The organism is Exiguobacterium sp. J17977 (assembly GCF_018616375.1).
In the GTDB taxonomy this organism is placed as follows: domain Bacteria; phylum Bacillota; class Bacilli; order Exiguobacteriales; family Exiguobacteriaceae; genus Exiguobacterium; species Exiguobacterium mexicanum.
Window position 1 is genome coordinate 70,666 of sequence record NZ_JAEQBB010000004.1, and the last position, 25,729, is coordinate 96,394.

General features: G+C 53.7%; 28 protein-coding genes. 4 read left to right on the forward strand and 24 right to left on the reverse strand.

Translation table 11 applies throughout. From position 1 onward, the window contains the following. Nucleotides 1-5: 5 nt before the first annotated feature. Nucleotides 6-1,250 carry a GTPase HflX gene (hflX, locus tag KNO58_RS08360; RefSeq protein ID WP_214720227.1) on the reverse strand — a complete coding sequence of 415 codons (1,245 nt, stop codon included), beginning with the start codon at nt 1,248-1,250 and terminating at the stop codon, nt 6-8. Nucleotides 1,251-1,352: 102 nt separating this feature from the next. Between hflX and KNO58_RS08365 the strand changes: the two genes are divergently transcribed. Further along, entirely contained in the window at nt 1,353-2,351 is a 999-nt protein-coding gene (locus KNO58_RS08365) for a site-specific integrase (protein ID WP_214753028.1), read from the forward strand. An 84-nt stretch (nt 2,352-2,435) separates the two neighbouring features. Then, a complete protein-coding gene (locus KNO58_RS08370) occupies nt 2,436-2,831 on the forward strand; it encodes a hypothetical protein (RefSeq protein ID WP_214753030.1) in 396 nt (131 codons plus the stop codon). On the opposite strand, the gene KNO58_RS08375 is transcribed toward KNO58_RS08370, so the two are convergent. After that, nucleotides 2,832-3,380, reverse strand: a complete 549-nt coding sequence (locus KNO58_RS08375; protein ID WP_214753032.1) for a GNAT family N-acetyltransferase — start codon at nt 3,378-3,380, stop codon at nt 2,832-2,834. A 142-nt stretch (nt 3,381-3,522) separates the two neighbouring features. On the opposite strand from KNO58_RS08375, the gene KNO58_RS08380 reads away from it, so the two are divergent. Continuing rightward, nucleotides 3,523-4,683: an MFS transporter gene (locus KNO58_RS08380; RefSeq protein ID WP_214753034.1), complete on the forward strand. Its 1,161-nt coding sequence runs from the start codon at nt 3,523-3,525 to the stop codon at nt 4,681-4,683. Nucleotides 4,684-4,738: 55 nt separating this feature from the next. On the opposite strand, the gene KNO58_RS08385 is transcribed toward KNO58_RS08380, so the two are convergent. Both KNO58_RS08385 and KNO58_RS08390 read right to left on the reverse strand, forming a co-directional pair. Further along, nucleotides 4,739-5,266, reverse strand: a complete 528-nt coding sequence (locus KNO58_RS08385) for a hypothetical protein (RefSeq protein WP_214753036.1) — start codon at nt 5,264-5,266, stop codon at nt 4,739-4,741. Continuing rightward, a complete protein-coding gene (locus tag KNO58_RS08390; RefSeq protein ID WP_214753038.1) occupies nt 5,256-6,071 on the reverse strand; it encodes a hypothetical protein in 816 nt (271 codons plus the stop codon). Before KNO58_RS08390 ends, KNO58_RS08385 begins: the two co-directional genes overlap by 11 nt. A gap of 89 nt (nt 6,072-6,160) precedes the next feature. Here KNO58_RS08390 and KNO58_RS08395 point away from each other — a divergent pair, with 89 nt between their 5' ends. Continuing rightward, entirely contained in the window at nt 6,161-6,709 is a 549-nt protein-coding gene (locus KNO58_RS08395; protein ID WP_214753040.1) for a DUF4256 domain-containing protein, read from the forward strand. 24 nt (nt 6,710-6,733) lie between these two features. Here KNO58_RS08395 and KNO58_RS08400 read toward each other — a convergent pair whose 3' ends face one another. The 20 genes from KNO58_RS08400 to KNO58_RS08495 form a co-directional block, all read right to left on the reverse strand. Further along, complete coding sequence (locus KNO58_RS08400) at nt 6,734-7,216, reverse strand: hypothetical protein (RefSeq protein ID WP_214753042.1); 483 nt, start codon at nt 7,214-7,216, stop codon at nt 6,734-6,736. Beyond that, entirely contained in the window at nt 7,216-7,497 is a 282-nt protein-coding gene (locus KNO58_RS08405) for a hypothetical protein (protein ID WP_214753044.1), read from the reverse strand. Before KNO58_RS08405 ends, KNO58_RS08400 begins: the two co-directional genes overlap by 1 nt. A gap of 146 nt (nt 7,498-7,643) precedes the next feature. Continuing rightward, nucleotides 7,644-8,666 carry a DUF4179 domain-containing protein gene (locus KNO58_RS08410; protein WP_214753046.1) on the reverse strand — a complete coding sequence of 341 codons (1,023 nt, stop codon included), beginning with the start codon at nt 8,664-8,666 and terminating at the stop codon, nt 7,644-7,646. Next, nucleotides 8,663-9,181 (reverse strand): RNA polymerase sigma factor, encoded by a 519-nt coding sequence (locus tag KNO58_RS08415; RefSeq protein WP_214753048.1) that lies wholly within the window; start codon nt 9,179-9,181, stop codon nt 8,663-8,665. Before KNO58_RS08415 ends, KNO58_RS08410 begins: the two co-directional genes overlap by 4 nt. 98 nt (nt 9,182-9,279) lie before the next feature. Beyond that, complete coding sequence (locus tag KNO58_RS08420; protein WP_214753050.1) at nt 9,280-10,461, reverse strand: glycine C-acetyltransferase; 1,182 nt, start codon at nt 10,459-10,461, stop codon at nt 9,280-9,282. Nucleotides 10,462-10,476: 15 nt separating this feature from the next. Then, nucleotides 10,477-11,553 (reverse strand): L-threonine 3-dehydrogenase, encoded by a 1,077-nt coding sequence (gene tdh / locus KNO58_RS08425; protein WP_214753052.1) that lies wholly within the window; start codon nt 11,551-11,553, stop codon nt 10,477-10,479. A gap of 169 nt (nt 11,554-11,722) precedes the next feature. Further along, entirely contained in the window at nt 11,723-11,983 is a 261-nt protein-coding gene (locus KNO58_RS08430; RefSeq protein WP_012726477.1) for a stage V sporulation protein S, read from the reverse strand. A 26-nt stretch (nt 11,984-12,009) separates the two neighbouring features. Next, complete coding sequence (locus tag KNO58_RS08435) at nt 12,010-12,804, reverse strand: TIGR00282 family metallophosphoesterase (protein WP_214753055.1); 795 nt, start codon at nt 12,802-12,804, stop codon at nt 12,010-12,012. 48 nt (nt 12,805-12,852) lie between these two features. Next, nucleotides 12,853-14,415 carry a ribonuclease Y gene (rny, locus tag KNO58_RS08440; RefSeq protein ID WP_029595337.1) on the reverse strand — a complete coding sequence of 521 codons (1,563 nt, stop codon included), beginning with the start codon at nt 14,413-14,415 and terminating at the stop codon, nt 12,853-12,855. Between the two features lie 186 nt (nt 14,416-14,601). Continuing rightward, nucleotides 14,602-15,651, reverse strand: coding sequence for a recombinase RecA (gene recA, locus KNO58_RS08445; RefSeq protein WP_214753057.1), 1,050 nt, complete (start codon nt 15,649-15,651; stop codon nt 14,602-14,604). 76 nt (nt 15,652-15,727) lie between these two features. After that, nucleotides 15,728-16,954 carry a competence/damage-inducible protein A gene (locus KNO58_RS08450; protein WP_214753059.1) on the reverse strand — a complete coding sequence of 409 codons (1,227 nt, stop codon included), beginning with the start codon at nt 16,952-16,954 and terminating at the stop codon, nt 15,728-15,730. 69 nt (nt 16,955-17,023) lie between these two features. Next, nucleotides 17,024-17,602 carry a CDP-diacylglycerol--glycerol-3-phosphate 3-phosphatidyltransferase gene (gene pgsA / locus KNO58_RS08455; RefSeq protein ID WP_128122366.1) on the reverse strand — a complete coding sequence of 193 codons (579 nt, stop codon included), beginning with the start codon at nt 17,600-17,602 and terminating at the stop codon, nt 17,024-17,026. A gap of 31 nt (nt 17,603-17,633) precedes the next feature. Next, nucleotides 17,634-18,506, reverse strand: coding sequence for a helix-turn-helix domain-containing protein (locus KNO58_RS08460; protein WP_214753062.1), 873 nt, complete (start codon nt 18,504-18,506; stop codon nt 17,634-17,636). 27 nt (nt 18,507-18,533) lie between these two features. After that, nucleotides 18,534-19,310: a YmfK family protein gene (locus tag KNO58_RS08465; protein ID WP_034777827.1), complete on the reverse strand. Its 777-nt coding sequence runs from the start codon at nt 19,308-19,310 to the stop codon at nt 18,534-18,536. Nucleotides 19,311-19,407: 97 nt separating this feature from the next. After that, a complete protein-coding gene (gene ymfI / locus KNO58_RS08470) occupies nt 19,408-20,103 on the reverse strand; it encodes an elongation factor P 5-aminopentanone reductase (RefSeq protein ID WP_214753064.1) in 696 nt (231 codons plus the stop codon). Beyond that, a complete protein-coding gene (gene yfmH, locus KNO58_RS08475; protein ID WP_214753067.1) occupies nt 20,100-21,359 on the reverse strand; it encodes an EF-P 5-aminopentanol modification-associated protein YfmH in 1,260 nt (419 codons plus the stop codon). The genes ymfI and yfmH overlap by 4 nt, the downstream gene beginning before the upstream one ends. Next, nucleotides 21,356-22,594 (reverse strand): EF-P 5-aminopentanol modification-associated protein YfmF, encoded by a 1,239-nt coding sequence (gene yfmF / locus KNO58_RS08480; protein WP_214753069.1) that lies wholly within the window; start codon nt 22,592-22,594, stop codon nt 21,356-21,358. Before yfmF ends, yfmH begins: the two co-directional genes overlap by 4 nt. An 8-nt stretch (nt 22,595-22,602) precedes the next feature. Then, nucleotides 22,603-23,151 carry a cob(I)yrinic acid a,c-diamide adenosyltransferase gene (locus tag KNO58_RS08485; protein ID WP_214753072.1) on the reverse strand — a complete coding sequence of 183 codons (549 nt, stop codon included), beginning with the start codon at nt 23,149-23,151 and terminating at the stop codon, nt 22,603-22,605. A gap of 53 nt (nt 23,152-23,204) precedes the next feature. After that, the gene (locus KNO58_RS08490; protein WP_214753075.1) at nt 23,205-24,908 is read right to left on the reverse strand and encodes a sensor histidine kinase; all 1,704 of its coding nucleotides are present in this window, start codon (nt 24,906-24,908) and stop codon (nt 23,205-23,207) included. Beyond that, on the reverse strand, nt 24,908-25,624 hold the full coding sequence (locus KNO58_RS08495) for a response regulator transcription factor (RefSeq protein WP_214753077.1): 717 nt from the start codon (nt 25,622-25,624) through the stop codon (nt 24,908-24,910). Before KNO58_RS08495 ends, KNO58_RS08490 begins: the two co-directional genes overlap by 1 nt. Between the last annotated feature and the right edge of the window lie 105 nt (nt 25,625-25,729).

The window sequence follows — 25,729 nt, forward strand, 5'->3', positions numbered from 1 at the left end:
TTGTTTCACACCTCAAATTGTTTCAGCGTCGCATATAGACGCGTGTCTTCTCTCATATATCCGACGAGTTCGACCGAACCGTCATCGAGGAACTTCTCCTCGAGACGATACATCGAATCTTTGGCCGGATGGTAATGCTCGAACGAGCGGACCGGCAAGATGACGTGTACTTTCGTCAACACATCAGCAATCTTATCTTCGATTGCGCCGATGAGCGTCTCGATATCGTTCGAATCGAGCGCCGAGATGACGAGCGGTCCGCCGACGAAGTCTTCGGTCAACCGGTCTTTCTTATTGTATACCTCGAGCTGTGGCAACTCACTCGCGCCGAGTTCCGACAAGACCGAATTCGTCGTGTCGATTTGGTTCATGTAATGCGGGTTTGACGCGTCGATGACGTGCAAGACGAGATCAGCCCCGAGCACTTCCTCGAGCGTCGAACGGAAGGCGGCGACAAGTTTCGTCGGCAAGTCGCGGATGAATCCGACCGTATCCGTGATGAGCACTTTTCCACCGCGCGGCAATTCGAGCTCACGCGTGAGCGGATCGAGCGTCGCGAACAATTCGTCCTGTTCGTACGTATCGGCGTCCGTCAAGCGGTTGAAAATTGTTGATTTTCCGGCGTTCGTATATCCGACGAGCGCGACTTGGAACACACGGTTCTCTTTCCGACGTTCCCGGTAACGGTCACGGTGCGCGACGGTACCTTCGAGATTTTTCTTAATTTCGTCGATGCGGCGCTTGATGTGTCGGCGGTCCGACTCGAGTTTCGTCTCACCCGGTCCCCGTGTCCCGATTCCGCCACCGAGACGTGACAACTGCGTGCCTTGTCCGATTAAACGCGGAAGCAGATAGTTCATCTGGGCGAGCTCGACTTGGAGCTTCCCTTCTTTCGATTGGGCCCGTCCGGCAAAGATGTCTAGAATCAATTGCGTCCGGTCAATCAGTTTCATCTCGTCCGGGTCGTTCAGCGAGATGCGGATGTTCTTCGATTGGGCTGGTGACAGCTCGGCGTTGAAGATGACGATGTCCGGCTCGAACTGTTCGATGAGGACCGCGAGCTCCTCGACCTTCCCTTTCCCGATAAACGTGCGACGGTCGACTTGCTGCCGTTTCTGATCGAGACGGGCGACGACCTCACCTCGTGCCGTATCGACCAATTCGACGAGTTCCCCCATCGATTGTTCATATGTCCAATCGTCGACAGTCGGTAATTGACATCCGACGATAATGACTTTCTCTCGTTGCATAAAAATCCCTCATTCCTATAAGTCTCATCCTCCATCTTACCACGAAACGACGAATGGAGAACGTCCGTTTGTGGTACGATATGAGGAGAAGGAGGAACGTCCATGACGAAACGTAGAAAAGAGTATCCATTGCCTGAATATATCGAGGCGTACTTGTTCCATCTCGGAGCGAGCGGCCGTCAACCGTCGACGCTGAAACGCTATCGGTACGACTTAATCGATGTGCACAAATACTTTCATGACCATAACGTCGAGCTCGATGACCCGGAAGCGTGGCTCGCCGTCCCGCTCGAATCGTGGAAGACGTTCGTCAACGACTTCCTCATCGAAGAGAAGCAATACCAACAAGCGACGGTCGCCCGAATCGTCACCGTCATCAATAGCCTGACCGTCTTTTTGAATCCGCTCCGGAAAAAGATGCTCGCCTATGCCCAGCCGGCCCATACGCTCACCGTCGACCAGATCGCCTCGCCCGCCGAGTTCAGCAAGCTCGTTCGGACGATCCGTTCGACAAGCGGGCTGAGTGAGAACCAGCTTCAGGCCCATCCGTATCTCGTCAATCGGAACGAGCTGATTGTCACGTTGTTCTATAAATATGGACTCCGGGTGCATCATATCATCCGCCTCCGGATGAACGACTTGCATCTCGCGAGCCATGAGTTCGACGTCTATGACCGTCTCGGTAACCGGTTCACATTGAAACTCAGTCAAGAGGACCAGACGCTCCTCATGAACTATTTGGCTGACATCCCGACGCCGGTCCGTCCACGTTGGTACTCAGACGATCCCGTCTTCGTCTCGTTCGACTTCTCCCGGATGACGTTCCGTTGGGTGTATGCGAAGAACCAGCCGAAACAGCTGACAATCGTCATGATCACGAAGATGATGCGCCAATTGAATGAACGCAGCGGTCTCACGCGTTCGGTCACACCGTCGATGCTCCGGAACGCCCACGTCTTGAAGACGTATGCGACCGACATGACGTCACTCGAGCGGATGAACGTGACGTGTATGCATAAAGAGTCATCGCTCCGGCGTTATGAGCAGGCGTATGCGGAGTTCGGCGCGACGCTTTTCGAGTCAGGCAGAGTCACCCCGTAACGAGTCGTCATCTTTGCAGGTGACGACTTTTTATGTAGGATGCCTCGTTATTCCCATACTTACTGTCAGAAAGGTGGTCGTCTTGTGCTCTTTCAGAAAATCCAGTCCGCCCTCATCAGTCTATTCATTATTCCAGTCGTGTTGCCGTTCTTATTCCCCGAAGCGCTCGGGCTGTCATATGGACCTAGTGTGGCCATCTATCTGCTCTATGCGATTCCGATCGTGTTCATCTACGGGACGTTCATGTCGTTGCTGTCCGAGTATATTAGCCAAAAGACGCCATTCCGTTCGAAACGGATGACGTCTTTGGTGTTCCATCTTATCGCTGGCTGGTTGTTCGTGCTTCCATACGGACTATTGTTCGATCCATCCATCTTCGAGACAGGCGTACTTAATTTCGCATCGTTACTCGGAATATGCAGTGCCCTCGTTTTCTATACGGTCGACCAACTGCTCGGCCATCATTTCAACACGTTGTAGTCAGTGGGCCCACTCGTCTCGCAACAATCCGTACACGACGTGATCGACGTAACGGTCATAGAGCCACTCCGCATTGCGGAGCACCCCTTCTTCGAGGAAGCCGAACCGTTCCGGCAAGGCCCGACTCTTCACGTTTCCGGTTGCGACCCGAATCTCGATTTTATCGAGTTTCAAGTCACGGAACCCGTAATCGATAACCGCCTCGAGCGCTTGACTCATAATGCCCTTGCCTTGAAAGTCTTGACCGAGCCAATAGCCGACCGTCCCGCATTTGATGCCCCGGTCGATATCGTTGAAGCCAATCGTCCCGGCGAACTCGCCCTGATACATAATCGCGAACGATTTCGGATACCCGCCCGTCTCCATCAATCCTTTAATTCTGCCTTCGATATTTTGTCGCGAATCCTCGACCGTCTCGGTATAATCGAGCCAACCGAGCCACTCGCGAAGGTATGGCTTCGACGCCATCGTCAACTGGAACAATGCCTCCGCATCATCGATGGTAAACATTCGTAGTTGAAGCTGGTCATTGATGTCATAGTGTAACATGTCGTTTCCCCCTGTCACTTTTCATTTCTTGTGTTCTTAATCATTTTATCGTAAACTATTTGTAAATAATTTGAAAGCGGTGAAAGTATGTAATTCGACATCATGTCATCCACCCAAAATTGAATAGTTCTGGAGGAGAGTCATGATGAAGTCGTTTTACCTGCTGCTGGTCAATCAATGGCTGGCCAATATCGGTGACGTGCTTTATATCGTCGCCTTGATCGCTTTGTTATATCAACAGACCGGTTCCGCTCTGGCCGCCGCCAGTTTCCCGATTGCCGTCACAATCGGCATGACCGTGAGCGGTCTGTTCTTTGCCCGCGTCTTGTCTCGGTTCACCCTCGGTCAGACGTTGCTCGTCACACAACTGTTGAAGACGGTCTTGCTTGGCGCAGTCATCTGGTCTGAGTCGATTCTCGTCCTCGGACTCGTCGTGCTCATCGCCTTCTTGGACGGGTTCGCCCGTCCGGTCCAGGCGTCGTTCATCCCACGGCTGACGACGAATCGTCAACAAGCGAACAGTCTCGTTCAAGGGTCGAACCAGTTCATCCAGCTGGCGATGTGGCCACTCGGTACGATTCTTGTCGCCTCGTTTTCTAGCGCACTTGCTCTGATGATCGCGTTGATGATGTTCATGCTCTCGACGCTCGTCACGTATCAATTCGTCCGTTCCCTTGAGCGCGACGTGACGATAGAAGATGGCGAATCAGACATTTCCCTAAGAGACAGCCTCGCCATCGTGCGAACAGCACCTCACGCTCGCTTAATCACGGTGTTCGTCACGTTCGAATCGTTCGTCAGCACGCTTTGGATTTCGGCGCTCCTGCTCGTCTATCTGGAACGACACCTCCACATCGATACGGGCTGGTGGGGAACGATGAACGCGAGCTTCTTGATCAGCATGATTCTGGCCAGTGCGTATCTGTATCGCGCTCAACGAAGCAGTTCGCTTGGGATCAGCTCCCTGCTGTCGGTCGGGGCCGCCTTATTGTTCGGCGTGACGTCTCATATCGCCTTCGCGCTCGTCGCGCTCGCGGTTCAAGGATACGCCACCCAGCTCCGCATCATTCAGACGAACACGCTGCTCCAGGAAACGACAACGGCCACGCAGCTTCCGTACGTCTATAGCGTCCAACAGACGGCCTATACCCTCGCCTTCAGCATCGGCAGCCTGACGTTCGGAATGCTCGCGGACGGATTGCCGATCGCCATCGTCTATTTAATTGGCGCAGGTTTGACCGTCCCGCTCGTCTGGCTCGGTCGACAAATCGATTTGACGGAAGATGTGATCCAATCCGCATAATAAAACGGCGCCTTCTCAGTCAGAGAGGGCGCCTGTTTTCTGATATGGGAGCTTGTTACGATTGCTCTGAGTAATGCGTCCCGCCAAAATAGATGGTCGGGCTGCCGCGACGGAAACATTTCAATCCGATCGCCGCCTCGACAATCGGGTCCGACATCGTGATGATCTCAAGTACGTTATCCATACCGTATATCCGATAGTGACACAATGTAGCATCATCCGGTTTAATGAACTCCCACAACTGAAAACGCGTCTCTTGGAGCTGCTCGAGATAACCTGATCTCATGTAACGAATGATTTGATGTCCTTCAAACTGGTCATGAGGCGTGATCACCACTCCATCGGCATACGATTCATCGATGACTTCCATGTAGATGATGTCTTCAAAGCGGAGCTTCACGTTCACCACCTCGCTTTGCGGATGGATCTCATCCGCCTCGAGCCGCTCACGGAAAGAGGCGTTCCGTTTCCTAGGGTGGTCGGAGAGCTGTAGATTGAACGTCAGAGTCTTAGGTCCGAGGTCATAATTGAAAGCAAACACATGCATCATCCCGTCATACAGGAACAAATCTTCAAATCTCATTGGAAACCACCTCTCCAGGATGTTCATATTGAAACACACCGTAGCCATATCCTTGCGTCAAATCGCCTCCGATGAACAATGAGACGATTCCGGTTTCGTTTGGGATTAAAAATCGGAACCCTTCCCACTCTTCATAATGTTCCAAGAGTGACAAAAGTTGATGAACAGCTTGTACTTGTTGTCGGGAGACATCACAGCTTACCTTATACGTCTTTGACCACGTCCATTTTCCACTAGATTCAATTGTATGATTGCTTCCGGTCCGCTTCGCCCAAGACTCAAAATGAGATAACAATTTATTTTTGGATAAGACGACTTGGAATGAAGTGACACCGAGTGCGAAGAATAAGTCCGCAATGAATGCCGCAGGGGCAGTCACTTTCGGTAACCCAAATTCCCTCCATTGACTGTCCGGTGCCAAACCATAAACATCCTCCATTTTCAGAGAATACGAATCCGGATCATGAAACGTCTGGCTATGCACCATTATAAAATCGAGAAAAGAAACATCATGTCCCGCTAGCTCAACGGACACAACTGTATCTGTATGTAGCTTGCGATGATACGGGTCATACAAAAACACGAGCTGTTCATTCGAATAGATAACGAACGGTAACGTCAAATCAATCCATCGAAGCTGAATTAATTCTTGCTTCGTCATATGTAAGTTCAGCTCTGAATAATCTGTCACACGATAAGAATCATTCGGCAGACAATCAGACCAAATCGTTTTGAATTGAAACAAATCAATCGTTTGGAACGTTTGCGCGTGTAGATGCTGAACATCTAATGCATCGAAATCCAAAATGTATTCCCCTTTCCATAAACGGTATGCTGAATCGTTCACAAGTGATGTCGTATACTGAAAGAAACCTTGGAATGGAGTGATTGATGATGTCCACCCTTTCACACGAAGAAACAACCGAGTTGTTGAACACTCTCGAAGCGCGCTTTATCTCCAACCCGGAACGACATCCAGATCTCACCTGGCCCGACATCTTGACGCGTCTTCAAGCGGACGACCGTAAACTCGCCACGCTGGCCGAGATGGAGCGGACCGGTGGCGAACCGGACGTCATTCGACTCCCGAACGGCACCTTAGCTTTTTGCGACTGCTCACCGGAAAGTCCGAGCGGTCGACGCAGCCTATGCTATGACGATGCGGCGTTAGCGGCACGAAAGAAAAACAAACCGGTGGGGAGTGCCGTCGCGTTGGCTAAAGAGATGGGCATCGAGCTACTCGACGAAGCAACGTATCGCCATCTGCAGACGCTCGGTACGTTCGACTTGAAGACGTCGAGCTGGATTGCCACCCCAGAATCAATCCGTCAAAAAGGCGGCGCCTTGTTCTGCGACCGCCGCTACGACCACATCTTCGTCTATCATAATGGGGCCGACTCCTATTATGCGGCCCGTGGATTCCGCGGCATGTTCATCCTTTAAGCAAGGCTACGTGCCTTGCTTTTTTCACATGAACAGCCACTGGAAGACGACCGGAATGTACTTGATGAAAAATAGACTAACAGGAACGATTGAGATTACTCTTAACACCCATATATACCAACCGTTAAAATTACGCGTATAAAAGAGCAAAGCACCATAAGCAATGGCATCCCCTGTTACGTTTGGTTCCTCCATATTTGGTGTAAGCAACTCTTTCCATCCTGGAAACGGACCTGACTCAAATAACGAGCCAAATTCTGGCGTGATATCATGTTTTAATCGCACGTACCAAGCCATGATATATGTCGAGATAAAAAGAAGTGACCACATCGTCAAAAAAATATTCAAAATTAATCCTTTCCACGTTTCACTTCGGAAATAAAAGACTCCAATTAAAATCAATACACTAAAAATTACATTGATGATAAATGGTGGCGAAATCGTCAGGATGGAAAACTGATCAGGGGCAAAAACACTTCCAATGAATAAGCTTCTGTTTTGTCCCATCATTGCATCCTCATCGCTTTTTCGTAGGGAAACAGTGCGTCATATAATAGGATATACATGACGACTCCCAGACCGATGCCGACGAGTAGCAAGATTGCACCGAGATGTTTCGTTGTCATGAATACTAGGACAACATGAATCACAATCGTAGCGATGATGCTATCCTCACTCCCTGAACCATCCGTGATTTCTTTTCCGGGTTTAATCAGTAGATAAATACCCACTGTGGAAAACAGTATACCGACACAGGCGATTCCGATAAGATTAATCCATAATGACATTTCTAAAACTCCTTGATCATAAATTCGGTATTTGAAATAAAAATGAATTTCGAATGATTCCCTTTCAAATTTTAGAGTCATCCCCCCAAAATGTCTACCAAAATTTTCAAACTAAAACAGCATACCTGAGTCAGGCATGCTGTTAGTCACTTATTAACGGGTAGAAGCTTTACTTGACCAATGCCTTCCACAATCAGCATCAGTTCCGACACGGCATCTCTTGACGTGAATGGCACTTGGAACACCAGATTTGTTTTTCCCGCACTGACCGTCCGGCTATAGCCGGATTCGATGTTGTACACATTCCCTTTCGCATCACGGAGCTTCACATGGTCGATAAAATAGTTCTCATCGTAATCGTCCCCGTTGACGGAAAGCTGGATTCGCATCGATGTCTGGTCGGCGACGGCACTCCCGACGTCAAGCGAAGAGTCGACATCGTCCGCTTTATAACGGATGACATCTTGCACCGTCACGTGCGTAATCGGGAGGCGCCAATCACCATCGATTGTCTCGGTCGCCCCGTCACCGAATAGCCGAACCGTCTCAATCTCGATTGTCGTCCCTTCAAGTGACGGAATGTCTTTGTCGCCCGCCTCGCTCAACACTTCATACACGAGCGATCCGTTCTCATCGACCATCACGTTCACTTGATGGCTACGCATTACTCCTTTCCCCTTCAATGGTTTCGTATCCGGTACCATCTCATCGATATACGATCCATCTTCACTTCGAACCCGATAATCAAGGCTCACGTCAGTGACGTCTTCCCATCTCGTTTTCTCTTTTGTCAGGACGAAACGGAGCGCAAGTTGATGGCGATCGGCGATGACCCGCTCTAATGTGATGGAAACGTCTTGATTGGTGACGGTCGCGTTCGGTCGCTCTCCTCCGTTCGTCAGCACGACTTGGTCGACGCCACGGTCCCCGAACTTAAATAAACGATCGATGGCGGCAAGTGCTGTACCGTCAAACGACAGGATGAACACGAGCATCGCCGCGGCCGCCATCATCACCACCCCACCGATACGGCGCTGTTTTCTGCGACGCGACCGGTTCGCCTGCTCTCTAATACTGGCATAGCTAGCATCGAACGCCTGGCGGGCCCCGCTCGAGAGTCTTGTATCGTTATGTAATTGTGTCAATCGTTTGTCGAGTTCTTCATTCATACCGATTCACGCTCCTGTCGATAGTAGGTCTTCTTCAACTGTTGTCTCGCCCGCGACAATCGCGCCTTGACTGTGCCTTCCGGTGTGTCGAGTACGTCTGCAATCTCACGGGTCGTCAATTCCATCACATAGCGCAACGTGACGACTTCGCGATACATCGGGGCAAGAGCATGAATCGCCTCGTCGAGTTCAACGCGATATGCATCGTTTACCGCTGTCTCTATGATGATATCGTTCACGCTTGTCTCTCGCTCTCGCTTGCGGATGAGGCGATGACATTCATTCAGCATGATTCGGTATAGCCACGTATGTAGAAATTCGGGGTCACGCAACGTATGCAGTTTCGTATAGGCGAGGAGCACCGTCTCTTGCATCACGTCGGCGACATCCGCTTCATGGCGCAACATGCGTAGTGCACCGCCATAGAGCGTCGACTCATAGTATTGCATCAAGGTGATGAACGCCTCTTCATCGCCTTTTTGCGCCCGCTTGACGAGGCGTCTTCGTTGTTCCATCCGGTCGACCCCCTTTTTTATCTGTCATACATTAGAGTCGACAGCCTCGCGTTTCGTTGCATGAAAAAACTGCAGACGATTCGTCTGCAGTTTCAACCTTACGCGTGAAGCGTGACGTTCAATTCTTCCGCGACCGCCTTGAAGGCGGCGAGCGCACGTTCGAGGTCGTCACGGGTATGTTCCGCCGTCACGATCGTCCGGATACGGGCCTTGCCTTTCTCGACCGTCGGGAAGGCGATGCTCTGTGCGAACACGCCGTGGTCTTTCAGCTTGTCCGAAAACGTGTGCGCGAGCGTCTCTTCGCCGAGCATGACCGGCGTGATCGGTGTCGTCGCATGGCCGATATCGAAGCCGAGGTCACGCAGGCCTGTCTTGAAGAACTCGGTGTTCGCCCATAACTTGTCGAACAGCTCCTCTTCTTCTTTCATGACACGGATCGCCTCACGGTTCGCCGCGACGACCGCTGGCGGATGTGACGTCGAGAACAAGAACGGACGTCCCTTTTGAATCAAGAAGTCACGGATGTCGTTCGAGCAGGCGACATAGCCACCGAGGACACCAATCGCTTTCGACAGCGTCCCGACTTGGAGCGCGACCCGTCCGTCGAGCCCGAAGTGATTGACCGTCCCACGGCCGTTCTTCCCGAGCACGCCCGAGGCGTGCGCATCGTCGACCATAACCGCCGCGTCATACTTCTCGGCGAGTTCGACGATTTCTGGGAGCGGCGCGATGTTGCCGTCCATCGAGAAGACGCCATCCGTGACGACGAGGCGCGTCCGGTAGTCTTGCGTTTCTTTCAACGCCGCTTCTAAGTCGGCGAGGTCGGTGTGCTTATAGATGCGGCGGGCCGCTTTCGTCAACCGGATGCCGTCGATGATCGAGGCGTGGTTGAGCGCGTCACTGATGACGACGTCCTCCGGACCGAGGAGTGCCGACAAGACGCCGAGGTTCGTCGCGAAGCCTGACTGGAACACGAGCGCCGCTTCCGTATGTTTGAACTCGGCGAGCTCGCGTTCGAACGCCTCGTGCATCTCGAACGTCCCGGCGATCGTTCGGACCGATCCTGTGCCGGCCCCGAACTGTTCGACCGCTTCAATCGCTGCTTGTTTCAAGCGCGGATGGTTGGCAAGTCCGAGATAGTTGTTCGACGACAGCTGGACGAGCGACTTGCCGCCAATCGTGACCTCATTCGCTTGCGCCGACTCGAGCGGTACGAGCGAGCGGAACGTGCCCGCTTGTTTCATTTCATTGACTGCTTCTGTAATATGTTCAAATGCCATATCGATTCCCCCCTGTTATGGTATTAAGACGACCTTTCCACATTTCCCGGCCCGCATGAGCTCGAAACCTTGCTCGAACTCCTCGAGCTTGAACACGTGCGTGATAATCGGTTCGACGTTCAATTGACCTGTCGCGAGTAGCGTCGACACTTGGCCCCACGTCTCATACATCTTACGTCCGGTGATGCCTTGTACACGCACCCCTTTGAAGACGACGTCACGCGTCAAGTCGATCGCGACCGGCTTGGCTGGGAGTGACAACACGTTGACGTCCCCGCCGGCCGTGACCATCTTGAACGCCTGGTCGATGGCGACCGGATGTCCGCTCATTTCACAGACGACATCGATGCCGTCCCCGTCGGTCTCGTCCATGATCAATTCGAGCGGATTTTGCTCGAGGCTGTTGATGACGACGTCTGCACCCATGTCCTCGGCGAGCTTCAACCGGTACGGGTTGACGTCAATCGCATAGACGCGGCTCGCACCGGCAGCCTTGGCGACGCCGACGGCCATGAGCCCGATCGGTCCACAACCGACGATGGCGACCGACTTGGCCGACACGTCACTCGCGAGCACTGTATGGACGGCGTTGCCGAGCGGTTCTTGAATCGAGGCGAGTTTCGCCGGCATCGACTCTGGGTTGACCCACAAGTTCTCTTCGGGCATGACGACGTACTCAGCGAAACAGCCTTGCGTGTCGACACCGATGATTTTCGTGTTCTTACAGATGTGATACTGCCCGCGCAAACACTGTTTACACTGGTGACAGACGATATGCGTCTCGGCCGATACGGTCTGTCCGATTTGGATGCGTTTCGTTCCTTCCCCGAGCGCCACGACTTCCCCCGCGAACTCGTGACCGAACACGTATGGCGGCTTGACCCGGCTCTTTGCCCAGTCGTCCCACTCATAAATGTGGACATCGGTCCCGCAAATCGATGTCGCTTTCACTTTGATTAACACTTCCCCGGCTCCTGGTGTCGGGATTGGCACTTCGACCAATTGGGCCCCGAATCCGGCCGTATGTTTTTGAATCGCTTTCATCACAGGTGTCGTTGCTTCCTTCTCTGTCGTAGACACGAGCTGCTCCATTGAAAACGTCCCCCTCTTCATCTCTTAATCGAACTTCACGTTCCCTTTCATCTTGTCATAAAATGACGAACCTGAGAAGATAGAACGTCGATTTTTCAAACAAAAAAGAGAAGCCATCCGCGCCGATGGCTTCTCTTACAAGAATAGGACCTATGTCCCGACCGCAAGCTCATCGTGGTTCGATGATGAGCTTGATTGCCGTTCGTTCTTCTCCGTCAATCATGATATCGGTGAACGCCGGGATGCAAATCAAATCCAGCCCGCTCGGCGCGACGAAACCACGCGCGATCGCGACCGCTTTGATGGATTGATTGAGCGCCCCGGCGCCGATTGCTTGAATCTCACACGTTCCTTTTTCACGAAGTACGCCAGCGAGTGCACCCGCCACGGAGTTAGGATTCGATTTTGCCGAAACTTTGAGTACGTCCATTCTTGTTTCCCCCTCGGGTAGGTTGTTCAATCAAACCATACGGTCTGATCATCTAGGTGTATGCGTTCGATTTTCGTGGCTCGTTTCGATTGGTCATCGATTGTGATTAAAACTCCATTTAATTGTTCCCGTCCCTCGGCAACTTCAAACCGGGCCGGGAGCTGGGTGATGAATTTTCTTAAGACAATCTCGGCATCCATGCCGAGCACCCCGTCGAGCGGTCCCGTCATCCCGACGTCCGTGATATACGCCGTGCCGTTTTGTAGGATGCGGTTGTCAGCCGTCTGGACGTGCGTATGGGTACCGACGACGGCTTGGACGCGCCCGTCAAGGTGATACCCCATCGCAATCTTCTCACTCGTCGCCTCGGCGTGCATGTCGACGAAAATCGCATCGACCTCGCCCCGAATCTCTTCGACGAGCGCGTCGACGGTGCGGAACGGACAGTCGAGCGACGGTAAGAACACCGTCCCCATCGCGTTGATGACGGCGAGCTTCTTCCCGCCTTGTTTCAACACCATCATCCCGACACCCGGCGTGCCGTCCGGATAGTTGGCCGGACGGACGATGCGGTCGGCATCATCAATCCAGTCAAAGATGTCACGGTTGTCCCAAGTATGATTCCCCATCGTCACGCCATGGAACCCAAGCTCAAGAAATTGTTGGTATATTTTTTTTGTGATACCGCGCCCGTTGGCTGCGTTTTCACCGTTGACGAGCATGAACGTCGGGCTATACTTGCTCTTTAAGCGTCCGATTTGGGCGCTCAAGATGTCACGACCCGGTTTTCCGACCACGTCGCCGATAAATAAGATTTTCATAGTCTTGTCCTCCTCCAATAGAAAAAGCGGAGAATGTCTCCGCTCTTGTTACTTCGCATAATCGACGGCACGCGTTTCGCGAATGACCGTCACTTTGATTTGACCTGGATAGTCAAGCTCATCTTCGATCCGTTTACAGATGTCGCGGGCCATCTTGTTCGCCACGACGTCGTCGACGACGTCTGGGCGGACGATGATCCGGACTTCACGTCCCGCTTGGATGGCATATGACTTCTCGACTCCTTCGAACGACTCACAAATCGCTTCAAGGCGCTCAAGGCGTCGGATATAGCTTTCGAGCGTCTCTTGACGGGCTCCTGGCCGCGCCGCTGACAAGGCGTCAGCCGCTGCGACGAGAACCGCGATCGTCGACGTCGCTTCGACGTCCCCATGGTGCGAGGCAATCGAGTTGATGACGACCGGATGCTCTTTGTACTTCGTGGCGAGCTCGACACCGATCTCGACGTGGCTTCCTTCGACCTCATGGTCGATGGCTTTCCCGATATCGTGGAGGAGACCCGCTCGCTTGGCGAGGGTAACGTCTTCCCCGAGCTCGGCGGCCATCATGCCGGCGAGGTGGGCCACCTCGACCGAGTGGGCGAGCACGTTTTGACCGTAACTCGTCCGGTAACGCATACGTCCGAGCGTCTTGACGAGGTCCGGATGGACGCCGTGGATGCCGGCTGAGAATGTCGCTTCTTCCCCGTATTCACGGATGCGTTCATCGACTTCACGACGTGATTTCTCGACCATCTCTTCAATGCGGGCCGGATGGATCCGACCGTCTTGAACGAGTTTTTCGAGCGTCATCTTGGCGATTTCACGACGGACCGGGTCAAATCCAGACAGGATGACCGCTTCCGGCGTGTCATCGATGATGAGATCGATGCCGGTGAGTGTCTCGAGCGTGCGGATGTTACGTCCTTCACGTCCGATAATCCGCCCTTTCATCTCATCACTCGGCAAGTTGACGACAGATACCGTCGTCTCGGCGACGTGTTCGGCCGCATAACGTTGCATCGTGAGAGACAAGAGGTGTTTCGCTTTTTTATCAGCTTCTAATTTTGCTTTTTGCTCGATTTCTTTTTGAAGGAGAGCAGCATCGTGAAGCGCTTCCTGCTTCGCTTCGTCCATGATGATGGTCCGTGCTTCTTCTTTCGACAAGGCTGCCACGCGTACGAGTTCTTGGCGCGCCTCCTCATATAATTCCTCCACTTTGCTCTCGAGCGTTTCCGCTTCACGCTTCCGTTTCGCGAGGGCAGCCTCACGTTCATCCAACGCGTCTTCTTTCCGTTCGAGCATGTCTGCTTTCCGGTCGAGAAGCTCTTCTTTTTGGACGAAACGATTTTCTTTCACTTTCTGCTCTTCACGTCGTTCGCGCAATTCTTGTTCGGTTTCATTGCGAAGTTGAATCATCTCTTCTTTTACTTCAAGCCGTGCTTCTTTTTGCATCGCTTCCGATTGTTGTCGCGCTTGCTCTACAATCTTGGTCGCTTCCGTCTCGGCACCTTGAATCTTCGCTTCGGCGATCGATTTACGCACAAAAAAACCTGCAACAAAAGCTATCGGCAAAAGGAGGATCAGAATAAGCTCTAATAGCCATTCCATCATGTTCACCTCCCTTTCGCAAGGTTATTTTATTTTTTCATGAATGAAAACGCGAGCGAGCCCGCGTATAGCTTTATTGTACTTATTTACCTGTTAGAATGCAATGCACGGACAGGATAGAACTACCAATTCGTCAGAAAATTATACTGAAAAAATCTCGCCTGAACCGTGTCAGGCGAGAAATGTTACTTAATCTTCGTCTAAGAGTGAGAGGACGTCATCGTTGTCAGCTTCGACCGTGACCGTCTTTTCACCGTTGAGACCGTAATGGTCGCGGATGCGTTCTTCGACCGATGCGGCCACCGACGGGTTCTCTTTCATATACTGCTTCGCGTTCTCACGGCCTTGACCGAGACGCTCCTCGTTGTACGAGTACCACGCGCCGCTCTTTTGAACGATATCGAGGTCGGCCCCGATGTCGATGAGCTCGCCTTCACGCGAGATTCCTTCGCCGTACATGATATCGACTTCTGCCGTCTTGAACGGTGGCGCGATCTTGTTTTTGACGACTTTGATTTTCGTCCGGTTCCCGACCATGTCTTGGCCTTGTTTGAGCGTTTCAGCACGACGGACTTCGAGACGGACCGACGAATAGAACTTGAGGGCACGACCACCAGGTGTCGTTTCCGGGTTACCGAACATGATTCCGATTTTCTCACGGATTTGGTTGATGAAGATGACGATTGTCTTCGACTTGTTCGTCGCACCAGACAATTTACGGAGCGCTTGGCTCATGAGGCGGGCTTGAAGACCGACGTGTGAGTCTCCCATCTCCCCTTCAATCTCGGCTTTCGGAACGAGTGCCGCAACCGAGTCGACGACGAGGATATCGACCGCACCAGAGCGGACGAGGGCTTCCGCGATTTCAAGGGCTTGTTCCCCTGTATCCGGTTGTGATAAGAGCAACTCATCGATGTTGACGCCCAAGTTTTGTGCGTATTTCGGGTCGAGCGCGTGCTCGGCGTCGACGAAGGCAGCTTGTCCGCCGCGTTTTTGAACTTCAGCGATGGCGTGAAGCGCCACCGTCGTCTTACCTGACGATTCAGGTCCGTACACTTCGATGACACGACCACGTGGATAACCACCTGCACCGAGGGCGATGTCGAGGGCGATTGAGCCTGACGGGGTCACCGAAACTTGCTGATCTGTATTTTCACCGAGGCGCATGATTGAGCCTTTACCGAATTGTTTCTCAATTTGGCGTAATGCCATTTCTAACGCTTGTTTACGATCACTCATAGATTAATGAGCCTCCTTTGATTGATACTTTCATTATAAGCGAAGCGAAGACGATACACAAGTTTTTTACGAACGTTTATTCGCCTTTTTTCATTTGTTGCAGGAGCGCCCACATTCCATCTTTCGTAGCCCGGGCTTGAATGACATGCCGCTCTTGATGCGGGTAATCACGTTCGATCACGTCAATCCCGTCCGGTGACCGGATGCCGATGAACACTTTTCCGACCGGTTGACCCGAACTTGACGTCGGGCCGGCCTCGCCGGTGAACGCCAGCCCATAATCCGTTCCGGTCTGACGCGTCAGACCGAGGATCATTTCAAAGGCGACTTCTTTTGAGACGACCGAGTGTGACTCAATTGTAACAAGCGACACCCCTAAAAACCTATTTTTTAGCTCGTCGGAGTATGTGACGACCCCGCCCTTGAACACCGAGGAAGCCCCTGGAACCGCCGTGAGCATCGCTTGGGCTTGACCGCCCGTGAGCGATTCGGCAATCGACAGCGTCGCCTGGCGCGCCTGGAGCTCGTGAATCAGCCGTGTGGCGAGCGTATCGTCGTCCGAACCGAAATAATAACGGCCGACCCGGGCCAAAATTTCTTGTTTCATCCGGTCAATCATCTGTCGCGCCTCGGTCTCGGTCTCGGCGCGGGCGCTGATGCGCAGTCGTGCCTCGCCCGATTCGGCGTACGGCGCGACCGACGGGTTCGATCCGGTCATCAAATCGGCGACGGCCGCGTCGAGCGCCGACTCGCCGATCTCATAAAAGCGCAACGATTCAGAGACGATGGTCATCCCGCCGAATTTTTCTGGGAACGTGGCGTCGACGATTGCTTTCATCTCCCACGGGACGCCCGGTAACAACAGCCAGGTCGGTTCGTCTTCAATCCACATCCCGGGCGCGAGACCGACCGGGTTGGTGAGCACTTCGGCCCCAGTCAAAACGTCGGCTTGCCGCGCATCACCCTCGTTCGGTTCACGTCCGCGCGAGGCAACGAAACGACGGATCGTCTCGAGCGAAGCCTTGTCACGGATCAGTGGACGGCCGAGCACATCGGCGAGTGTCGTTTTCGTGATATCATCCGCTGTCGGCCCAAGGCCGCCGGTGACGATGACGAATTCACTTCGTGCCCGCGCTTGTTCGAGCGTCGCTCGCAACCGCTCCTCGTTATCCCCGACGACTACATGATACAGCACGGACAGGCCGTATTTCGATAGCTGTTCTGACAAGTAACGGGCGTTCGTGTTCGTGATTTCCCCTAAGAGCAGTTCAGAGCCTACCGCAATGATTTCGGTGCGTTTCATCCAAATTCCTCCCCCCCAATAAAAAAACGAGCTGTTCGGCCAAGCTGAACAACTCGTCTATGCCGATGGTTACATCGACTTTACAATGATCTTATAGTTTTGTGCGAAATATTCGGCCCCTGAGTAAATCGTCAAGACGAGCGCGAGCCACATGGCCCATTCGCCGAACGGGATGCCGACATAGCTGAAAATCGGGTTGCCGAACAGCAGGAAGATGATGGCAAAGAGTTGGACCCATGTCTTCGCTTTGCCCGACTTCCCGGCCGCGACGACAATCCCTTCATCGGCCGCCACGAGACGAAGTCCCGTCACCGCGAACTCACGCGAGAGAATGACGACGACGACCCATGCCGCGACGAGGTCCATCTCGACGAGCAGGACGAGTGCCGCCGTGACGAGTAGTTTGTCAGCGAGCGGATCCATGAACTTCCCGAAGTTGGTGACCAAGTTGTGCTTCCGGGCGAGATGCCCGTCGAGCCAGTCAGTGATAGCGGCGATCGTGAATACGACGCCTGCGATGAATTGATGGAGCGGTACGTCCGCCCCGAGGAAAGCGATGTCTCCCCAATCAAAATCTACGGCGAGTAAGACGACGAACACGGGGATGAGCAATACCCGTAACATCGTCAAACGGTTAGGTAGGTTCATCGAGAACTCCTCCTCTAGAAGGAGAGTCAACTTATTCTGCGTCGACTCTCTTTACAAATATATTTTGTGTGACCGGCGAGTCGGCTAATTCAAGCTCCCGGCCATTGACAACAATTTTCTCGACCCCACCGATCAAGCCGATTCGGATGCGAAGCGTATCCGTCTCCGCGTCCTCGATGACGATCGGGTTTTGTTTCGATTGGTTCGGATATTCCGGAGCGAGGAACGGTCCTTCGAGTGAGGTGTCCCGAACACCGACATAGGTAGCCGGTGACTCTTTCACATGAATCTCCGTCGTCAATTTATCGGTTGTCGCGATCTCATACGTGAGGTCTGCCCCGTTCGTCGACGCGACCGCAATCGGTCCCGTCTCTTCGGCCGGTTCTTCTTCGACCGGCTCTTCGGCCGGCGGTTCTTCCTCGACCGGCTCTTCTTCCGGCACATCCTTGTTTTGATCGATGGATACGCTTGAATTCGTCTGTTCTGTTTGCGACGCGTTTTGGTCGCCGAAATCAAGATTGCGGACGACGTAATAGACGGCCGTCATCAACAGGAAGGCGACGAGCACGAGCATGACTTTCGGTACCCAACGCGAGACACGGCTCGACGTCTCGGACGCTTTCGAATAGGTTTGCTTACGCGATAATTGAACGGTCGGTTGCGGCTCGATTTTCGGCAAGTCTTTCGCATACGTCTCGTACAGTTCATCGACATCGAGCCCTAACGATTCCGCATACGTCTTGATGAACGCCCGTGCATAGAACGAGCCAGGGAGATTTTTGTAATCACCTTCCTCGATCGCGATGATATAGCGTTTTTGAATCTTCGTCGTCTGCTGGATTTGGTCGAGCGTCAAACCGCTCGCCTCACGCCTTTGTTTCAAAAAAGTCCCTAGTTCTGTCACAGGGGTCCACACCTTCCATTCAAGTAGTTATTCAAACCATTCTGCCTCACGATGTGTCTCTTGAGGAATGATAATCTCCTCGTCTTGTGAGTTCCTCAGTTCGATGATGTAATCAAAGTCTTCGAACACGCAATCGGTGTTGCGCACGTAAAGGTCCGGATGCTCGATGACTTTTACGGACGGCAGCCGCATGACTTCTCGAATCAATTGACGATGGCGTTCATCCATCGTACGCGTCGAGACGGCACCGTCGATGATATAGACGTGGTCCCCTTCGCGTTCTTCTTCGAACAGAGACGTCCGCACCGTCTGCTTCATGAGCGTCGATGACAGGAACAGCCAGCGCTTGTTCGCGCAGACGCTCGCCGCCACAATCGACTCGGTCTTCCCGACACGCGGGTTGCCCCGCACCCCAATCAACAAGTGCCGCTCTTCTTTCATCAGTTCGGCGACGAAGTCGACGAGGACACCTAAGTCCTCGCGGACGAAACGGAACGTTTTCTTGTCATCGTTGTCGTGTTCGATGTAGCGGCCATGGCGAATCGCGATCCGATCCCGGAGTTTCGGGCGCCGGAGCTTGATGACGACAATGGCTTCCATCTTGCGCAAAATATGTTCCAGACGATGGACGTGATCCGCTGCCGGGGCCTTTAACAGCATGCCGCGACGCTGGAGATCGACGCCGTTAATCGTCACGATTGAAATTTGAAGCATCCCCATCAGTGAAGCGATATCCCCTAGGATACCGGGCCGATTTTGGCAAAGTTCATATTCGAGATACCATTCTTCGAACTTATGATCCATCTCGTCCACCCTTTCTGATGTGTGCTCGCTACCTTGTTCATTCTAAATTATTTTAGAAGAATTGAAAAGAACTCGTTTCAGTCGTGGCGACAAAGTTTTATACCCAACCGCCATCGATGCGGAGCACGGCACCCGTCATATAGGCGGCGGCTGGAGAGCAGAGGAAACGAATCGTCTCCGCCACGTCCTCAGGCCCACCTAACCGGCCGAGCGGAATCTCCTCACGGGCGGTTTGTTTCGTCTCTTCTACCGTATCATTCATCGGGGTGTCAATCCACCCCGGCGTGACCGCATTGATGCGGACATGGAACGGTCCCGCCTCACGGGCGAACGCTTTGACGAATCCGAGCTGGGCGGCCTTGACCGTCGAGTAGAGGACTTCCCCGGCTGCACCGACCTCACCCCAGACGCTCGAGACGACGACGATATCGAGCGGCTGGTCGTATGGCTTCTGCCCGACAACGTGTTGTACAAGTTGAACCATCGAGCGAACGTGAATCCGGTATAACCGATCGAGCTCGAGGAGCGACTGATCGACGAGCAGCCCGTAGGCGTGGTTGCCGGCGACGTGGACGATGCGGTCGACCTGTCCGAGTGTGTCTAGCCAAGCCTCGAGTCCGGCCTCATCATCGAGGTCACACGTGACGACCTCGGCCGTCAGTCCTTCGCTCGCGACGAACGCACGTAGCGTCTCCGCCTGCGTATGCGCCTGCAAGATAAGGTCATCGTCCCGGAACGACCGGGCGACGGCACGACCGATTGCCCCGCTCGCTCCCGTGATGAGCGTCGTCACGGCTTCTTGACGATGCAGACGGTCCGGTGATCGGCTTGGAAGAGACGGTCATACGCGGCGTACAGATCATCGAGTGAAATCGCATCGAGCAAATCAGGGATGTCGAACATGTTACCGCCGCTGAGCGCATAGCGGGAGAACTGGTTAGCGATGAACTCAGGTGAGTTGAGCGCCTTCAAAAATTGCCCTTTCATCATGCGCTTCTTGCGGTCGAGCGTCTCGGCACCGAGTTCGAGCGGACGCTCGAGGGAGGACGTGATGCGGTCGACGAACGTGTCGACGTGCGGCGTCTCCATCGACAAGACGGCGAAGGCGAACGTCTCTTCTGACGTATAGTCGAACGAGAACGCGTCATCGATCAACCCTTCGGCATACAGTTCCGCATAGAGCGGTGCCGTCGTGTCGAACAAGGCATGCATGAGAAGTTCGACGATGAGCTCTTGCTTCATGCCATCCTTGCCGGCGAGCGGCGTATCTTTATAGCCGATCATCACTTTCGGGACGGAGACGTCCATCTCGATGATGCGTTCGGCCAGGTACACCGTCTCCGGCTCCTCGATGGCTTCGCGCGCTGTCAACAGCGGTTGCGGGAACGTCTTCGCCGCCTGGTTAGCGGTGATTTCGGCGAGAATCGCGTCCGGTTCGATATTCCCGACGACGAACAGTACCATGTTGCTCGGATGATAGAACGCCTGGTGGCAACGATATAGATCGTCGGCCGTGATGGCGCTGATCGATTCGATCGTCCCGGCGATGTCGATTTTGACCGGGTGTTCGGCGTACATCGCCTCAATCAAACCGAAGTAGAGCCGCCAGCCCGGATTGTCTTGATACATCTGAATCTCTTGGCCGATGATGCCTTTCTCTTTTTCGACCGACGCTTCCGTGAAGTACGGCGCTTGGACGAAGTCGATTAACGTCTTCAAGTTCTCGCTGACGTTCGACGTCGCACCGAACAAGTATGCCGTCCGTGTGAACGACGTGAACGCGTTCGCCGAGGCGCCGAGACGACCGAACTGTTGGAACACGTCGCCGTCCTCTTTCTCGAACATCTTATGCTCGAGGAAGTGGGCGATCCCGTCCGGTACGTCGACCCAGTCGTCTAGCTTGAACCGACGGTCGATCGACCCGTATTTGGTCGTGAACGTGGCGTACGTTTTCTCATAGCCGGTCTTTTTCAATAAGTAGACCGTCAATCCGTTCTCGAGGACGGTGTGATGAAGCGTCTCTCCGACGTTTGGAAAATCGAGTCTCATGCGGTTCCCCCCTTTAAACAATAGACGGCCTGGAGCGTCAATCGGTTCGCGAGCGCGGCCACGTCTTGACGCGACGTCCGTTCGATAATCGCCATCTCTTCGTCGAGCGAGAACGGACGGATGTCCGAACCGCTCATCCAAGCGATCAGTTGGCGCGGATTGTCGCCGAGTTGGCGACGCTGATGGAATAACATCGCTTTCGTCTGTTCGAGCGTCTCCTCCTCGAACGTGCCGGCTTGAAGGTCGGCCAGCTGATCGGCGATAATTGCCTCGGTCTTCGCCTGGTTCGAGGCATCGATTCCGGCATAGACGAACAACATCCGGCTGAGCGAGCTATACTGCGAGGCCGCGTAATAGGCCAGACTCTCTTTTTCGCGGACGTTCATGAACAGTTTCGAGTGCGGGAATCCGCCGAACAGGCCGTTGACGACTTGCATCCGGACGGCGTCCTCACTTCTCGGGTCGATGTCGACCTGATAGGCGAGGTGCAACTTGCTCTGATTGATGGCTTGATGTTCCTCGAGCCGCTGGAACTCACGGTCGACCGGCTGGGGATACTCTCGAACGAGGCGTTCGCCGAGCCCTTCGAGCGGGGCGAACGCGTCCGTCACTTGTTCGCGGTTGACGTCACCGACGACATAGACATCGACGCGGTCGTGGCGAATCATCGATGCATACGCCTCGAACAGCGTGCGCGGTGTCACGTGTTCCAACTGGTCAAGTGTCCCGAGCGACGGGATGGCGAGTTCTCCGCCGAGCAGCTCTTGGAGACGTTGCTGGGCGAAGCGCATCTTGTCATCGTATACCGATTCAATCCGTTGACGTTGAAGGCGGGCCTCTTGCTCGACGATGAGCGGTTGGAACGCCCCGTCATAGGCGTTCGGACGAAGTAGCACTTCCTCGAGCAGTTTGATGGCTTGAGCGAGCACCGGTTCGCCGACGAGGTCATCGTTCACGACTTCGAGCTGGAACTGGATGATATGCTCTTTCCCGACTTTCGATGCCCCGGCGTACAGGCTCGCGTCATATAGTTGTTCAAGCGGAGTGTGGAACAGCTCGATTGACGGATAAGCTTCCGTCGCCTTTTCCATCACATACGGCAACAAGGCGCGGGCTGCAATCGTCTCAGGCGACAAGGGCGCCGCGAACGAGACGAGACACGTCGTCGTCTTGAATTTTTGGGTCGGGTAGACCGAATAGTGCAATCGCTGTTGGAATTGTTCGATTCCTTTCATAACTGGATCTACTCCTTCTTCTTCGTTTTAAAGACATCGGCACCGCGGGCGTATTCTTGGTCGGGCACACCAGCCACGACGTTGGCGTAACGGGCCGCCGTAAATAAGTAATCACTCAATCGATTGTAGTATGGGAGTTGACGGACGGCCGCATCGACATTGACGAGCTCTCGTTCGACCCGGCGACAGACGGTGCGCGCCACGTGCAGGCTTGCCGCTCCGACACTGCCTCCCGGCAAGATGAACCGGACGAGCTCGGGACATTTCACTTCGAGCTCGTCAATCCACGTCTCGAGCTCGGTGACGATGACTAAATCGACTTGTTGGGGCGGATTTTGTTTATACATCAGCTCAGAGCCAAGGTCGAACAAGTCGTGTTGAATTCGTGTCAGTTGGGTCCGGAGCGTCTCGTCCGTCTGATGGGCGAGCGCGAGACCGATGTGACTGTTCAGCTCGTCTAACAATCCCATCGCCTGGATGTGGGGATGGACTTTCAAGACGCGCCCGCCGATGAGCGACGTCTCGCCTTTGTCCCCGCCTCGTGTGTAAAGTTTCATGTCGTTTCCTCCTTAATGCCACAAATGGTGACCCATAGGAGTCACCATTGTCGTTATGCCTGCGGTTGCGTGTAAGGGAGACGGATTGTGAACGTCGTCCCTTCCCCGAGCGTGCTCGAGACGTCGACCGTGCCTTGATGGGCATCGATGACGTTCTTGACGATGGCGAGACCGATTCCGGTACCCGCCTTGCCGCCGCTCGTCCGTGCTTTATCCGCTTTGTAGAATCGTTCGAACACGAACGGCAAATCTTCTTTCGGGATGCCACTGCCCGTGTCGGACAGTCGAATCACGAAACCGGTCTCTTCTTCGCTCGCCTCGAGTCGAATCGAGCCGGACTCGGTATGCGCGATGGCGTTGCCGATCAAATTCGTGAACACTTGTTCCAATCGGTCCCCATCCGCCTCGATCGTGTGACGCGGCGCTTCAGTCGAGAGCATGATGCCTTTCTCGTTCGCCATTTGGTTGAACTTGCGCATGACGCGCGGTAAAAACTCACCGAGGTCGAACGTCGCGAATTGCATCGTCTCTTTGCCTGATTCAATCCGTGCCAAATCGAGTAAGTCGTTGACGAGACGGGCGAGCCGGAGTGACTCGTCGTAGATAATCGACGCGAATTCTTTCGTCGCATCATCACTCTCGGTCATGCCGTCGATAATCGCCTCGGAATACCCTTGGAGCGTCACGAGCGGGGTCCGGAGTTCATGGCTGACGTTGGCAACGAAATCGGTCCGCATCTTGTCGAGACGGTGGCTCTCCGTCGTGTCCCGGATGACGACGACGGCGCCTTCGAAATCGTCCTCGCCAAGGAGCGGTGTCACGGTCAACGTGTAATAATGGTCGTGCTGTTTCACTTCAATCGTCTTCTCCGGAGCCCCGGCGACGACATCTTCATAGAGCGACAACACGACTTCGTGCGGTTGCTCGTCAATGAGGAGAGGCTGGGCTTGTGGGTTCGTCACGATGACGTTCGCATGGCGGTCGAGCGTGATGACCCCATCGGCCATCGACCGTAAAATCGAGGCCAGTTGCAGTCGTTCCCGATCGAGGGCGTTCACATATGTCGACAGCTGACTGCTCATCGCATTGAACGAGCCGGCCAGTTCGCCGATCTCATCGTTCGATTTTTGCACGAGACGCAGGTCGAACTGTCCTTCCCCCGTCTTGTTGACGGCGTCGCGCATCTCCCGGAGCGGTGCTGTGATGCGCGTTGATAAGAAGAACGCGAACACGGTCGTGACGATGATGGCCGAGGCGACCGTCCAAAAGATGATCGTCCGGGCCCCTTCGTTCGCGCTCGAGATCGCATCGAGCGGTTCAATCAAATAGAGCGTATACTCGCCCGTCTCGAGTGAGAACGTCGTCCGATATGCGAGCGCGGCCTGGTCGTCGAACGACGAGAAGTTTCCAATCGATGTCTCTCCGACGGCTTGATAAGCGCCCCAGTCTTGACGTGCCAATTCAGTCATGAGCCCATCGACTTCGGTCCCGAAATTCGAGCGGACCGTCCCGTTCTCCAATATATAATTGGCGCCATACACTTCGATAATTTGATCGACCGTCCGTGACGCGTCGCCTTCTTGAAGCAAAACGGATTGGACTTGTCCTCCGAGCTTGGCCAGATGGCCCCGCTCCTGATCAATATGGAACGAGTTGAAAAACTCGAGCATCAAGACGGAGACGATGAACAAGATGAGACTGACCAATACGAGAATCGTCAACCACAACTTTGTGACGATGCTATTGCGGCGAATCATCACTCACTGACGACTTCGAACTTGTAACCGACACCCCATACCGTCGTGATCATATGCGCGGCTTCTGGAGAGACCCGGTTCAACTTTTCCCGGAGTCGCTTCACGTGCGTGTCGACCGTTCGAAGGTCTCCAAAGAATTCATAGTTCCACACTTCTTTTAGCAACTGTTCCCGTGAGAACACTTTGTCGACTTGCTTCGCTAAGAAGAACAACAGTTCATACTCTTTCGGCGTGAGCGCGATTTCTTCCCCGTCGACCGTGACACGGTGCGCGTCATTGTCAATCGTCAAGTGCGGGAAGACAATCAAGTCTTTTGATTTTTCAGCCGTACGCAAATATTTCGTCGAGCCTGAACGGCGAAGGAGCGCCTTGACGCGCAAGACGACCTCGCGAGGGCTGAACGGTTTGACGATATAATCGTCGGCACCGACCTCGAACCCTTGGACACGGTCGACCTCTTCCCCTTTGGCCGTCAACATGATGACCGGTGTCGCCTTCGACTTGCGAAGCTCGGTACACACTTCGACACCGTCCATTTTTGGCATCATCAAGTCGAGCAGGATGACATCAAAATCATGCTCGAGGGCGAGCTGTAGCGCCTCTTCCCCGTTTGTCGCTTCGACGATGACATACTGTTCCCGTTCCAAATACATTTTTAATAGGCGGCGAATTCTTTCCTCGTCGTCGACCACTAAAATTTTAGTTTTATTAGCCATCCACAAAACCTCCTAATCGAACCTTCACAAGATGTAGCGATTGTTGCACAATTGTGAACATTCCGCTCTCTTTCATAACTATACCACTCTATTATTTGGCTTCAC